Origin of the sequence: Nostoc sp. (assembly GCF_036917135.1) — a bacterium.
In the GTDB taxonomy this organism is placed as follows: domain Bacteria; phylum Cyanobacteriota; class Cyanobacteriia; order Cyanobacteriales; family Nostocaceae; genus Nostoc.
The window spans coordinates 1-14,854 of record NZ_JBALEA010000060.1 but is presented as its reverse complement, the minus strand read 5'-3'; the positions used below and the strand labels follow the sequence as shown (position 1 = coordinate 14,854).

General features: G+C 42.2%; 10 protein-coding genes and 1 pseudogene. 9 read left to right on the top strand and 2 right to left on the bottom strand.

The genetic code is table 11. The annotated features are described in order from the left end of the window. The first annotated feature begins 67 nt into the window (after positions 1–67). From V7K50_RS17660 to V7K50_RS17640, 5 genes and pseudogenes are all read left to right on the top strand, one after another. On the top strand, positions 68–1,408 hold the full coding sequence (locus V7K50_RS17660; protein ID WP_334962301.1) for a TIGR03279 family radical SAM protein: 1,341 nt from the start codon (positions 68–70) through the stop codon (positions 1,406–1,408). A 100-nt stretch (positions 1,409–1,508) separates the two neighbouring features. Further along, a complete protein-coding gene (locus V7K50_RS17655) occupies positions 1,509–4,286 on the top strand; it encodes a family 10 glycosylhydrolase (protein WP_334962203.1) in 2,778 nt (925 codons plus the stop codon). 858 nt (positions 4,287–5,144) lie between these two features. Beyond that, positions 5,145–5,276, top strand: a complete 132-nt coding sequence (locus tag V7K50_RS17650) for a hypothetical protein (RefSeq protein WP_334962201.1) — start codon at positions 5,145–5,147, stop codon at positions 5,274–5,276. Between the two features lie 272 nt (positions 5,277–5,548). Then, the gene (locus V7K50_RS17645; protein WP_334962199.1) at positions 5,549–6,760 is read left to right on the top strand and encodes an EAL domain-containing response regulator; all 1,212 of its coding nucleotides are present in this window, start codon (positions 5,549–5,551) and stop codon (positions 6,758–6,760) included. 103 nt (positions 6,761–6,863) lie between these two features. Then, a pseudogene (locus tag V7K50_RS17640) lies at positions 6,864–7,707 on the top strand (Rpn family recombination-promoting nuclease/putative transposase). 181 nt (positions 7,708–7,888) lie between these two features. Here the strand turns inward: V7K50_RS17640 and V7K50_RS17635 are convergent. After that, complete coding sequence (locus tag V7K50_RS17635; RefSeq protein ID WP_334962197.1) at positions 7,889–9,007, bottom strand: CobW family GTP-binding protein; 1,119 nt, start codon at positions 9,005–9,007, stop codon at positions 7,889–7,891. Positions 9,008–9,346: 339 nt separating this feature from the next. Here V7K50_RS17635 and cysS point away from each other — a divergent pair, with 339 nt between their 5' ends. The 4 genes from cysS to V7K50_RS17615 all read left to right on the top strand — a co-directional run bounded on the left by cysS (position 9,347) and on the right by V7K50_RS17615 (position 14,258). Further along, positions 9,347–10,816, top strand: coding sequence for a cysteine--tRNA ligase (gene cysS / locus V7K50_RS17630; RefSeq protein ID WP_334962195.1), 1,470 nt, complete (start codon positions 9,347–9,349; stop codon positions 10,814–10,816). 96 nt (positions 10,817–10,912) lie between these two features. Continuing rightward, the gene (locus V7K50_RS17625) at positions 10,913–11,188 is read left to right on the top strand and encodes a four helix bundle protein (RefSeq protein WP_334962193.1); all 276 of its coding nucleotides are present in this window, start codon (positions 10,913–10,915) and stop codon (positions 11,186–11,188) included. 36 nt (positions 11,189–11,224) lie between these two features. After that, positions 11,225–12,664 carry a TldD/PmbA family protein gene (locus V7K50_RS17620; protein WP_334962191.1) on the top strand — a complete coding sequence of 480 codons (1,440 nt, stop codon included), beginning with the start codon at positions 11,225–11,227 and terminating at the stop codon, positions 12,662–12,664. 247 nt (positions 12,665–12,911) lie between these two features. After that, positions 12,912–14,258, top strand: coding sequence for a TldD/PmbA family protein (locus tag V7K50_RS17615; protein WP_334962189.1), 1,347 nt, complete (start codon positions 12,912–12,914; stop codon positions 14,256–14,258). Between the two features lie 231 nt (positions 14,259–14,489). On the opposite strand, the gene V7K50_RS17610 is transcribed toward V7K50_RS17615, so the two are convergent. Beyond that, the coding region (locus V7K50_RS17610) for an FG-GAP repeat domain-containing protein (protein WP_334962187.1) at positions 14,490–14,854 on the bottom strand (365 nt) is incomplete at its 5' end.

Below are 14,854 nucleotides of genomic sequence, written 5' to 3'. Positions count from 1 at the left end.
ACTCCATGCCCAATGCCCAATGCCCAATTCCCTATGCCCAATTCCCTATGCCCAATTCCCTATGCCCATGAATACCATTAATCCTGCCCGAATTACCAAAGTTCTTCCAGACTCAATAGCCGCAGAGATTGGCTTTGAAGCCGGGGATGCGATCGTTGCAATCAATGGTACACGTCCCCGCGATTTAATTGATTATCAGTTCTTGTGTGCCGATGAAGTCTTGGAATTAGAAGTTTTAGACGCTGCTGGTAAAACTCACAGCCTCGAAATCGAAAAAGATTATGACCAAGATTTGGGGCTAGAATTTGAAACTGCCCTATTTGATGGCTTAATTCAATGCAATAATCGGTGTCCATTTTGCTTTATCGATCAACAGCCACCAGGTAAGCGCACCAGCTTGTACTTGAAAGATGACGATTATCGTCTAAGCTTTTTGTACGGCTCTTATCTTACCCTCACCAATTTGCCAGAAAGAGAATGGCGGCGGATTGAGCAAATGCGCTTGTCTCCGTTGTATGTTTCCGTTCATGCCACGGAGCCGGAAGTGAGAATTAGACTGCTGAAAAATCCCCGTGCGGGACAAATATTGCAACAACTCAAGTGGTTTCAAGAAAGGCGACTGCAAATTCATGCTCAAGTAGTTGTTTGTCCTGGTATAAATGATGGCAAACATCTGGAACAAACTCTCAAAGATTTAACGTCTTTTCATACTGGTGAAGTACCTGCGGTGGCATCGGTGGCAGTTGTGCCAGTTGGGTTGACACGGTTTCGACCTCCAGAAGATGAGCTGACACCTGTAACTAGGGAAAAAGCTCAAGAAGTGATTTCTCAAGTGCAAATTCTCTCGCAGCAATTTCGCCAAAAGTTCGGTTCTAGCGTTGTTTGGTTAGCCGATGAGTGGTTTTTGATTGCAGGTGAGGAATTACCCAGCGAATCCGAATATGAAGAATATCCTCAAATTGATAACGGAGTTGGTTCGATTCAATTATTTATCAAGCAATTTGCCACCGTTGCGGCAGAATTACTGCCGCCAAAAGTTTATCCTCAGAGAAGATTCACTTGGGTAGTGGGCAACGCCGTAGAAAAAGCATTTCAACCCATTTTGAAACGCTTAAATTTTGTTGAAGGTTTAGAAGTTAATATGCGTGCTTTGTGTAGTGATTATTGGGGACAAACTATCAGTGTCACCGGATTACTAACTGGTCATGATTTACTTTTAAACTTAGAAGGACAAGATTTAGGTGATGGTATTTTGCTACCCAATCTCATGTTAAAAAATGGGGAATTAGTGTTTTTAGATGATATGAATATTGAGGAATTAGCTGGCAGACTAAATACAAAAATTTTCCCAGTAGCAGGAGTTGAAGATTTAATCAAAAAATGTATTTTCAATTCCATTGAACTTTAGTATCAAAGATCCGTTGTTTTTCGGAGGTAATTTGTTGTTATTTTAGATGATAAATAAGAAGTACTGAAGAGCCATAAATAATCCACTGAGGAGTCAGTTAGTGAAAAATGAGGAAAAGCATCATCAAAAGGCAAATTCACAAATAAAAAAAGCCGGATTATTAATTTTAAGTTTTAATTTTTTAATTTTAAATAATTTTAATATTTTGCCAGTAACGGCGGCCACTGAAGAACCTGTATTGAGCGTAGTGTATGGCCAAGAAAATGCAAATCAATGGAGAGGGATAAGCGATCGCTTACAGGCAACAGGGGTTAAATATTGTGTAGTTTCCCTAAATGATGTCAAGAGTGGGGCAGATTGGGGCGATCGCCGGGTATTATTTTTGCCAAACATCGAGACATTAACGCCAACCCAAGCGATCGCCCTAGAAGACTGGATGAGTAAGGGAGGGCGTTTGATTGCCAGTGGTCCGGTAGGTAGTCTGTCATCACCAGGAGTACGGCAGTTATTGCGATCGCTCTTGGGAGGTTATTGGGGATTCAGTCTCAGTGATACAGAACAGATTAAACCCACAAAAACCAATATCCCAGAATGGGCTAATCAAGCTGGACTCTTTGGCAAAGTGCGCGGCGGCGTTGTGATTCCTAACGATATGGGCACTGAATCTCCTGCTGTTTGGAATTCCAAAGATAATCCTGCCGCAGTCGTGACAACTGAGCATTCCACCTTTTTGGGCTGGCGCTGGGGAATAGATACAGCCTCAACAGCCGAGTTAGATAACGCCTGGTTAAAGACTACTGTTAATTACTACTTGACAGCATCAGCGCCATCAAATCGCAACAAAAAAATAGTAGGTGGTTCCCAAAGCTGCTCTACGACTGTGGCGGCTGCACCCAGTGTACAGAGGAGCAGTTACCCTCCCTCATCTCCCTCATCTCCTCCTCAAATTGCGATCGCTCCCATACCTAGACCGCTTCCCATAGTCAAGCCCCCAAGTTCTCAGGAGGCTATTGATCAATTGGAACAAAAGGTGCGTCTAGATGTTGCACCCAACTCCAATGAGCCAATTGACAACAACCAAGCGATCGCCCTCCAGCAAGAGCTAGAAAATCTGATTGGTCGAGTGGAAAGCGCTAATTTAGCGGTGTTAGCGGATGCAGCTAATGTTGGTGAAGCGATATCTGAAGACAAGCATTCCTCTAGGCATCCACGCAATTCCTCCCCCCAGTCTGTCAAAGACCAGCCGACGCTATTGGCCTCAACCAAACTGGGAGCGCTAGTCATGACTAGAGAGCAAGCTTTAGCACAAGCAAGGGTAATTACCAAAAATTTACCCCTATTGATTGCCCAAAAAAACTATGCTCTGGCTCGTCAGCAATGGCTCGTCGCTAAAACAAATTTGTGGCAGCAGTTTCCTATTGATCAGAGACTAGCTCAACCAGAAATTCGGGCAGTTTGGTTAGATCGGGGCACGATTGTTCGTGCTGGTAGCAAGGCGGGACTGTCCGAGATTTTTGATCGCCTCGCCCAAGCCGGGATTAATACCGTCTTCTTTGAAACAGTTAACGCTGGCTATACAATTTATCCCAGCCAAGTTGCAAAAGAGCAAAACCCATTAATTCGTGGGTGGGACCCACTGGCAGAGGCAGTGAAATTAGCCCATGAGCGAGACATGGAATTACACGCTTGGGTTTGGACTTTTGCTGCTGGGAATCAACGTCACAATCAAATTCTCAACCTTAATCCTGATTATCCCGGGCCAGTACTGGCGGCTCATCCCGATTGGGCAAACTACGATAACCTTGGCAAAATGATTCCCGTAGGCCAGACTAAGCCATTCTTCGATCCAGCCAACCCCGAAGTGCGGCAATACTTGCTCAAGCTATTTGAGGAAATTGTCACTCGCTATAACGTGGATGGTCTACAACTAGACTACATTCGCTACCCTTTCCAAGATCCATCAGCAGGTCGAACCTACGGCTATGGCAAAGCTGCGAGAGCGCAGTTTCAGCAACTTACTGGTGTAGATCCGATAAATATTTCCCCCAGCCAAGCAGACTTGTGGCAAAAGTGGACGACATTTCGCACCGATCAAATTGATAGCTTTGTCGCCCAAGTATCACAGCAGTTGCGACAAAAGCAACCAAATTTGATTTTGTCGGTTGCAGTATTTCCTTTGCCGGAACAAGAACGGATTCAGAAAATTCAACAAAACTGGGAAACTTGGGCAAGGCGGGGGGATGTAGATTTAATTGTTCCCATGACTTATGCTCTGGATACTTCTCGTTTCCAACGACTAGCCCAACCCTGGATAGCCTCTAAACAATTGGGAGCTACCTTATTGGTGCCGGGAATTCGCTTACTTTCTTTGCCAACAATTGGGGCATTCGATCAACTCCAGTTGGTAAGGGATTTGCCAGTTAGTGGTTATGCACTTTTTGCCGCAGATAATTTTAACAACGATCTACAAAAACTTTTTACTAGCACCCAAGGTAGGGTTCAATCCACAAAAAGTGAACCGATTCCTCACCGTCAGCCTTTTCAAACTGCCGCTATCCGTTACACCGCGCTGCAACGGGAATGGAAATTTGTTTTCCAAAATGAACAACTACAAAGACCCGCTCAGACAATATCAGATTTTAACAATCAGGCAGAAGTTTTACGCAGTGCTTTAAATCAGCTTGCCGCTTCCCCGTCTGCTAGTAAGTTATTAGTGGCAAAAGCCTCTTTAACTCGCTTCCAGTCTCAATTTAGGGTATTGATGAGCCAAGAACTTAAGTCGAATTCCTATCAAGTCAAAGTTTGGGAAAATCGGCTCTTAACTATAGAAAGGCTATTGCGTTACGGCGAACGGCGGGTGCAGTTGCATCCTTTGTGAAGCGGTAGGCGGGCGGGCAGCAAAGGAGCAGAGAAGTAGGAGTAGGAGCAATAGGTTCGGATAAGGTTTTTTGATGACACGCCGCTAATCGCAAAGACGCGATAAATCGCCGTTTCTTGCCTTAACCGAACCCTATTGGGACTATGAGTACAAGTAGGAAAAGATTGAAGAAGAATTCAGAAGTCAGAATTCAGGAGTCAGAATCAAGACGCGACGCTCTCTACGAGACGCTAAAAGCGAACGCAGACTCGCTTGCCGCCGGCGCTATCAGTCGGGGATTCAGACCCGCGACTTTCTTGTTGACCACTAAATTTTCAATTTAGTGGGGGTGCAAAAACGCCGATTATTCATCCGCTTTTTCGCTCAGAAAACATTGCTGAATTCTGACTCCTGAATTCTATTCGATAAAAATGCCCCATACCCAATACCCAACTAGCTGGATATAAACTAGATTGTAATTATCAACACATTTTCGTCTTGTTTCTATCCCAAATATGACTATTTTTTTAGCGTCAAAATCTTGGAAAATATTTAGATAACCAGCTTTCAATAACTATTTTTTGATAATAGCTATAGTAAAAATCTATGCAAGCCTGACCTCAGCTGTTTGGGCTACAAAGCTTGGAGTCAATAATTGACTGTTTGCCGCCGATGGTTGTGCCAGAAAAATCACTATTAGATGCGATGTCTACGACAGGCTACGCCTATGCACTGATAAGCTAGCACGGGGCCATACTATCTTGGTTTCTCATCTTGGCAGGTACCGGGGTGCTTCACTAAGCATGATATGGTACTCCTTATAGCTTCTGAAACTAGCTTGAAAAGAGCCAATATTTTTGAAGTATGCATACGTCGGTCATGAAATTGAATGTGTCAGAATTTCTGAAGATGGCCTCAGTACTATCAGTAGTTGATAATCAAGGTAATATTACTTATGGAAGTATCTGTCAAGCACTAGCACAAGAAACAGACAAAACTATCTATAATTAACGCCAGTATTGGTTCCATAATATACTAGGCAATAAATTAGAAATGGGAATTGTAAAAAAGTGTATATAGCGGTTCCCACTCAGATGCGGTACAAAATTAGATTGCAAGGTATAGGGGCAATTCATGAATTGCCCCTACGGGTGTACCTCACGCGAACGAGAACCGCTATAGATATTTACGAAGGTAAAATATTTGTCATAAGTACGCTGGGATTGGGTACAAAGCTTACTGTCATTTTATCATTAAATAATCAAATATAAATTGAGGTAATTATGCCCAAAATTTTAATAATAGAAGATGAAGAAGCAGTCCGTGAAAACATTTTAGATTTGCTAGAAGCTGAAGATTTTGAAACTATTGCTGCGGCTAATGGCAGAATCGGTGTACATTTGGCTATCTCTGAAGTTCCCGATTTAATTCTCTGTGATATGATGATGCCAGAAATTGACGGTTATGGCGTGCTAAGAGCGTTACGCCAAGATCCATCAACGGCAACAATTCCCTTCATCTTTCTAACTGCTAAATCTGCCAAATCTGACTTCCGTAAAGGTATGGATATGGGTGCTGATGACTATATAACTAAGCCATTTACTCGGTCTGAGTTATTAAGTGCCATCATGAACAGATTGGAAAAGCACGCTACTTTAAAAAGGTATTTATCTCCTCAGCATATAATTAACAACTTGTCTCCAAAAATCCAGTTGTTAGAAATTAGCTTACACCGAGCTATTAAACAACATAATTTTCAAGAATTTGAAATTTATTACCAACCAATAGTCGATATTGCCTCTGGCAAGATAGTGGCTGCTGAAAGTTTATTACGCTGGCAAAGTCCAGAACTGGGTATGATTTATCCAACAGAATTTATCCCGTTAGCAGAGTCTACAGGTTTAATTATTCCTATTGGTAAATGGGTATTAAAAAGGGTCTGCCAACAAATTAAAACTTGGCGTGATGCCGGAATTAATTCTTTGGTTTTTGCTGTAAATCTGTCAGTAATTGAATTTAATCAACCAAATTTTATTCATAAAATCGTCAATTTTATAGCCATCAATGATTTGGAACCACATAACTTAGAACTAGAACTTACTGAAAGTATGATTATGCAAGATGTAAATGGTGCGATCGCGACTATGAACAAATTGCAATCCTTGGGTGTAAAAATTGCAATTGATGATTTTGGAACTGGCTACTCTTCTTTGATTTATCTGAAAAACTTACCAATTAACACATTAAAAATTGACCGTTATTTTATCCATAATGTTGCTAACGATCCACAGAAGTCAGCAATTACCAAAGCATTAATTCAAATGGCTCACAATCTCAATCTAAATGTAGTTGCTGAAGGTGTAGAGACGGAAGCAGAACTGGATTTTTTACGCCAACATAACTGTAATTCTATGCAAGGTTTTCTATTTAGTCGTCCATTGCCAGCAGCAGAGTTTGAAAAATTTTTATTAACTAACAAATACTTGTATGTGTAAATATTGGGTATTGGGCATTGGGAAGAGAATTTAGTCCCCAATCCCTAATCCCCACTACCTTATATAAAAACAATGAGTGTCTACCACCTGATAAAATCTCTTAATGTTCGATAACGTTTGTAAGTTCCTTGCTGAAACTTTCTCCAGCGACTTTGCCACTTGGCTGTTAGGAGAATCTATCACTCTCACTTAAATTTTGCCCTTCTGAGCTTTCTCTTGAACCAATCCGCGCCGATGCGTTGATATTGCTCCAATCCGATGAAGTTGTGCTGCATTTAGAGTTCCAAACCCAACCCAAAGCTGATATTCCCTTTCGGATGATTGATTATCGGTTGCGAGGGTATCGCCGCTTTAAGAATAAGCGAATGCGTCAGGTAGTGATTTATCTGCAACAGACAAATTCAGAACTTGTGCAACAAACCACATTCACTTTAGAAGAAACCTCTCATAGGTTCGAGGTAATTCGTCTTTGGGAGCAACCAACAAGTGTATTTTTGGAGCATCCAGGATTACTACCATTTGCGGTGTTAAGTCAGACAAATGACCGTACTGCTACGTTACAACAAGTTGCTCAGGAAATTTCAGAAATTACTGATCAACGTATCCAGAACAATATTGCAGCCTCAGCGTTCATTTTGGCTGGGCTAGTATTAGAGAAAGAAATAATTCAACAATTGCTGCGGAGGGAACTTATGCAGGAGTCAGTAACTTATCAAGCTATCCTTGCTGAAGGTTTAGCCGAAGGTCGTGCCAAGGGTCTTGCCGAAGGTCTTGCTGAAGGTCTTGCCGAAGGTCTTGCCGAAGGTCTTGCCGAAGGAGTGCGGCGTGTAGCGATGAATTTGCTCAAAGAGGGAATTTCAGTGGAAATAGTGGCGAAAGTGACGGGTTTATCCGTAGAGCAGGTACAGCAGTTGGAAAGTGAGGAAGCTGGTAATACAGGGGAATGAGGAAGCGATGTCTAAGACGGGCTTTGACGTTCGCGGACTCGCTACCGCTACGCTATCGACATCGCTATTCTCTCATTTTCATTCCTCAAAATCGATGGCGGAGCCATTAATAATGCATTCCCAGGTTCTACCTGGGAATGCATTATTAAACTCCTAACTCCTAACTCCTAACTCCTAACTTTTATTTCCCAAAGCCTTTACCACGAAAGGTTGAAGGTAGACAAATGCAGTTTTCGAGTTGAGTAATTAAAGCTTCACGATCCAAATTTTGACCAATGAGCACTAGTTGGTTTTTTAATTTACCTTGCCATTCATCATCATCCAAGGTGAAGCGTTTACCGCAAAGGTGGAAAATATGACGCTTCGGACTTTCGTCAAACCACATAATCCCCTTCGCTCGAAAGATATTTGTGGGTAGCTGGTTATCTAAGAAATACTGAAATTTCTTAATAGAAAAAGGCTTGTCACTTTGGAAAGAGATGGAAGTAAAACCATCATTTTCTAAATGATCAGAATGATGGTGATCATGGTGATCATGATCGTGATGGTCATGATCGTGATGGTCATGACCACATGTTGAGTGATCATGGTCGTCATCGTGATGCTCATGATCGTGATGATCGTGGTCATCTATCACTGTGTCAAAATATTTATCAGACTCAAACAGACCAACACTCAGAATTAAAGGAAGTGGCACTTGCGATCGCGTAGCGCGGATAATTCTGGCTCCTTCCTTAACTTCGTTAATTTTTCTTTCTAACTCATTCAAAGTGGCTTCATCAACCAAATCTGCCTTGTTGAGCACAATTACATCACCATAAGCAATCTGGCTGTATGCTGCTTCAGAGTTAAATAAATCTAGGCTGTAATTCGCCGCGTCTACCACGGTAATAATCGAATCCAAGCGGGTTAAATCTCGCAACTCTGTACCCAAGAATGTTAAAGCTACTGGTAGCGGATCTGCCAATCCTGTTGTTTCCACTACGAGATAATCTAGATTTTCTTGGCGTTCTAAAACTTTGTAAACTGCATCTACCAAATCATTATTAATAGTGCAGCAGATACAACCGTTATTTAGCTCCACCATGTTCTCACCAGTGGAAACAATTAGCTCGTTGTCGATGCCAATTTCACCAAATTCATTCACGAGAACAGCCGTTTTCAAACCCTGTTGGTTGTTGAGGATATGATTAAGTAAAGTCGTCTTGCCACTACCGAGGAAACCCGTAATAATTGTTACTGGCATTCCTTGCTTGGGCGTATCCATTGTCGATGATTCGGGTGTAACTGCTGATTGCATAGCGCTGTTATCAAATAGTCAAAAAATAGTAATGTAGCGCAGATAGTCCAGAAAACACTAGCGCCGCTACGCGGAATTCAAAATTCAAAATTCAAAAACCCTTGATTTATGGGCTTTCGAGATTTTGTCCAATAGTATGTTGATTTCCACGGTGACGTACTAGCATAGGGATGCTGGACTGTCATCCCAGCTGCTTTCCCCTATTATTGCGTATCTCCCTATTCAGCATTACACCTGTTAAGCTGTTCGACCTTTGACTTCCATACAGTCAGCAGCCAGAACGCTTGCCAACACAAGGTTTTCCATTTTGAATTTTGAATTTTGAATTTTGAATTGATTATGACCCTAACCCTTTACAATACCCTCACCCGTCGTCAAGAACCGTTTGAAACAGTCGAACCAGGCAAGGTTAAGATGTATTACTGCGGTGTGACGGTGTACGACTACTGCCATTTGGGTCATGCTAGAGCTTGCATCGTTTGGGATGTCGTGCGCCGATACCTCCAGTTTATCGGTTATGAAGTCCGATATATCCAAAATTTTACTGATATCGATGACAAGATTCTCAATCGAGCCTGTGTTGAACATTCCTCAATGGAAGCTGTAGCCGATCGCTTTATCAAAGCATATTTTGAGGATATGGCGCGGTTGGGAATCAAAGAAGCTGATGAATATCCCCGTGCTACCCACACGATGAATGGCATTCAACGGTTAATTCATGAGTTGGAAAATAAAGGTTTTGCTTACCCTGCTGACGGCGATGTGTATTATCCAGTACGAAAGTTTGCTGAGTATGGCAAGCTTTCTGGACGTAAGTTAGAAGATATGCAAGCTGGAGCGAGCGATGCCTACGGCGGGCTACGCCTACGCGTCAACATAGAAGATCCAGAATATCAGAAAAAGAAAGATCCCTTTGATTTTGCTTTGTGGAAGGCAGCAAAACCGGGAGAACCAGCTTGGGAGTCACCTTGGGGCGCAGGTCGTCCGGGGTGGCATATAGAATGCTCGGCAATGGTGCGCGATCGCCTGGGTGATACCATAGATATTCATGCTGGTGGTGCTGACTTAATTTTTCCCCACCACGAAAACGAAATTGCCCAATCCGAAGCTGTAACAGGAAAACCTTTAGCGCTTTACTGGTTACATAACGGCATGGTAAAGGTAGATGGTGAAAAAATGTCCAAATCTTTGGGCAACTTTACCACTATTCGAGAATTGCTGGATCGAGGAGTTGACCCGATGGCAGTGCGGTTGTTCGTATTGACCGCTCAATATCGCACACCCATAGATTTTACCGACGAAGCGATCGCCGCAGCAACCAACGGTTGGCACACCATTAAAGAAGGGTTACTCTTCGGCTACCAATACGGCAAAAAACTAGGCTGGGGAGTGGGAAATGCCTCACTACTTCCTGAAACTGTTGAACGCTTTCAAGAAACGGTAAATAATGACTTTAATTTTCCTGGTGGATTAACAGTGCTGTTTGAATTAGCCAAAGAACTGCGTCGTCAGGGAAACATTCTTGTGCATCAAGGGAAAACCGAAACTTCCCCTGATGAATTACAGCGACAATGGCAAACTCTTGTCACATTAGCTGGAGTTTTAGGTTTAGAAGCCAAGATAGAAACAGAAACTCCCACGAGTAGTGGTTTCAGCGATGCAGAAATTGAGGCGCGAATTCAGCAAAGGCGAGAAGCACGTATTGCCAAAAATTTTGCCGAAAGCGATCGCATTCGTGACGAACTTCAAGCAGAAGGTATTACGCTAATTGATAGTCGTGATGGCACACGCTGGCATCGGAATAATTAAATTCAAAATGATGAACAACCACAAACAAATAACGGATAGAACATTTGAATTCTCTGTTCGCCTAATTAACCTCTGTAAAGTATTGAAAGTTCTGGAGTGGGGCGAACACTCTCGCAACAGTTACTTAAGTCTGGTACGTCCATTGGAGCTAACGTTGAAGAATCGCAATCGGCACAGAGTACAGCCGATTTTGTTCACAAGCTAGAAATTGCTCTCAAAGAAGGTAGGGAAACGAAATACTGGCTAAGACTTCTAATTGCATCTGAGTTGATTTCCGAAGATCGTCTACTGCCAATTCTGGGGGAAATTAACGAGTTAATCAAAATAATTGCCGCAATAGTTGTCAAAACCAAACAAAATCGTCAACAATAACTTCATTAATTAATTTTGAATTTTGAATTTTGAATTATGTGGTCTGAACTTAAAAAAGCGATCGCTAGTTTCGATATTCCTGCTGATTGGATTGGTATTAGAGCCGTAAAGGAAACTTCTACTACCCGTCTAGTCCGTGACGCCTTACCCCAACTAAACGGCAAATCCTTCACTGTCGGAGCCATGCTGGAAGTTTTGGTTAATGGCTGTTTGGGTTATGCAGCAACTAACTCTCTGGAACTATCTTCCCTCCAAGCTGCTGCTCAAATAGCCTATAAACAGGCACTAGCAGCCAGTGAATGGTGGATACATCCCTTCCGTGAAAGTGAGCGCCCGAAAGTCGTTGGTGAATATAAATCTCCATTTCTTGAGCCATTAGATGCTCTGAGTCCAGGAGAAATCAACGATTTACTAATTCGGATTTGCCAAACGCTCAAAGTTGATGACAAAATTGTGCAAACCATCGCCAGTGCCAGCACAACCGAGAGAGAATCTTGGTTTATTAGCAGCAACGGCTCAGAAGTCTATCAAAAAATCCTATCTATAGGCACTAATTACGGAGTCACCGCCCAAGATGGAGCAATTGTACAGCAGCGCAGCAACAACGGCTCTCAAGCAAACTGTTACCAAGGCGGACTCGAACTATTAAAACAAGAAAACTTATGGCATCGGGTACGGCAAATTGGCGAACAAGCAATAGAACTGTTGACAGCAGAAGAATGCCCAACCACCCGCACCAACTTAGTTTTAGCCCCAGATCAAATGATGCTGCAAATCCATGAAAGTGTCGGGCATCCCCTAGAAATTGATCGAATTTTGGGAGATGAGCGTAACTATGCTGGGGGCAGCTTCGTTAATAAAAGTGATTTTGGCAACCTAGCTTATGGTTCGCCACTGATGAACATTACCTTTGATCCCACCGTCCCTGGTGAATTCGCCAGCTATGGCTTTGATGATACGGGTGCTGTAGCAACACGGGAGTACTTGGTTAAAGAAGGTGTACTTCAACGGGGTTTAGGCAGTCTGGAGAGCCAAGCCAGAGCAGGTGTAGCAGGAGTTGCCTGTGCCCGTGCTTCCTCATGGAATCGACCAGCCATCGATCGCATGGGTAACTTGAATTTAGAGCCTTTAAACGGCACTTTTGAAGACATTATTGCTGGGATAGAACACGGCGTTTACATGGAATCTAACCGATCTTGGTCAATTGACGATCGCCGCTACAAATTCCAATTTGGTTGTGAGTACGCTAAATTAATTGAAAATGGTAAACTTACCAAAACCCTTCGTAATCCTAACTATCGCGCCACAACACCAGAGTTTTGGCATAGTTTAATTCAAGTCGGAGATGCCACAAACTGGCAAATGTATGGTACTCCTTATTGTGGCAAAGGAGAACCAAATCAGGCCATTTGGGTAGGACACGGCTCACCTGTCTGTGTATTTGCTAATGTCGAAGTTTTTGGTGGAGGAACTTGAAAAATACAATAGTTAGGAGTTGGTAGTTAGGAGTTTTGAATTAAGTAGGTAGGTATAATTAAACATAAAATAAAATCCTAGCTCGTAGTGAGCGATGAATCGCTCAAAAAAAGGATTATCAGGACTAAAGTCCTTACTACAAACTTTAATTTATTTACGCCTAGCTACTTACAAAAGTTCTTTTAACTCCTAACTCCTAACTCCTAACTTTCTCCCCCTCCTTATTCCCTATTAATATTTAATATCTATGAAAATTGAGGAATTATCTGCATTAGAAGTCAGCTTTAATCGACTTCTTGAAAGTTTGTTGATTAAAAAAGCAGAAAATGAACAATTCACCGTGAGACTCAGCAGTGAAATAAGTCAATTTACTCGTTTTAATCAGGCAAAAGTGCGACAAACTGGTTGTGTTGCTGATGGTTGGATAGAACTGACTTTGATGCAAGATCAGCGCAACAGTGTTCGGCAGTTTCCCTTTACTGGAAACTGGGACGTAGATTGGCAGTTAACATATACTGCTTTGCAAGAACTACGTGACGAACTTATTCTACTACCCATCGATCCATATCTAGTTTTGCCATCAGGAAATAATACCAGTCGAGAAATACATTCTGGGAATTTATTGGCGGCGGAAGCAGTAGTACCAACTGTACTAAAACTAGTTTCTGAATTGGATTTTACAGGAATATATGCAGGGGGAGCGGTAATTAAAGCTTATGGTGATTCTAGTGGTAAAAAACACTGGTTTGCAACTGATTCTTTTACCTTAGATTACTCTCTATTTTCCCCATCTGGACAAGCAGTTAAAGGCACATTTGCCGGGAGTGATTGGGATAAATCTGCTTATATAGCCAAAATTAGCGAAGCCAAAAAGCAACTAGAATTGCTGTCTCGCCCAGCTAAAGAATTGCCACGGGGACAGTACAAAACTTACTTTGCACCGGCTGCTGTCGCCGATTTATTAATGATGCTTTCTTGGGGTTCTGTAAGCGAAGCTGATATTCAACAAGGAAACAGTTCTTTAGCTGCTCTATCGCGTCAAGAAAAACAACTTTCCACTGCATTTAGTTTGAAAGAAAACTTTCAACGGGGATTAGTACCACGATTTAATGAATTGGGAGAAATAGCGGCACAGGAGTTACCTATAATAGAAAAAGGATATTTGGTAAATACTCTGGTGAATTCTCGGACTGCTAAAGAATATCAAAAAATTGCCAACGGCGCTAATGCTTCAGAGACATTACGAGCGCCAGAAGTGAGTCCGGGAAATTTGGTATTTGAGCAGATTATTCCGAGTTTAGATACAGGATTATATGTATCTAATTTGCATTACTTAAATTGGAGCGATCGCCATACTGGTAGAATCACAGGTATGACTCGTTATGCTTGTTTTTGGGTAGAAAATGGAGAAATTATCGCCCCCATTGAAAACTTGCGTTTTGATGAAAGTCTCTATCGCTTTTGGGGAGAAAACTTAGTAGATTTGACTAATTTTCAAGAATTCATTCCTGAAGTCGGAACTTATGATAGTCGCCAACTTGGAGGTAGTTTAGTTCCTGGTATGCTAGTGGAAGATTTTACATATACTTTGTAATCATGTGTTGAGAGGAAATCAAAAGCCAACAAATAGGCTCTATCGCTCCCTTTATGGTTCCTAATATTAAATCCATGCTTTTTAAACCTGTTATCCTTATGCAGAAAGGGTTTTGCAGTTTTCTAGCTTGGTATTTAATAATAGCGTAAATAACTTTAGCATAAGGGGCGCGATAGAACCTAGAAATCTAGCCATGATAAAAAACTATTACTTATGAGAGGTGTCATTCTATTAAGCTAGAGAGACGTAGACCTCACCACCTCCAAAACCGACAATATCATTGCGACCATCGCCGTTGATATCACCAAGTTGACGCGGATATTGGTTAAAGCTAGTCCATCCGCCATCAGAGACAGTAAAACCATTGTCCAGACCGACAAACCACTGACCGAAAGTGCCATTACTTTGGCCTAGAGAGACGTAGACCTCACCACCTCCAAAACCGACAATATCATCACGACCATCGCCGTTGACATCACCAAGCTGACGCGGATATTGGTCAAAGCTAGTCCATCCGCCATCAGAGACAGTAAAACCATTGTCCAGACCGACAAACCACTGACCGAAAGTGCCATTACTTTGGCCTAGAGAGACGT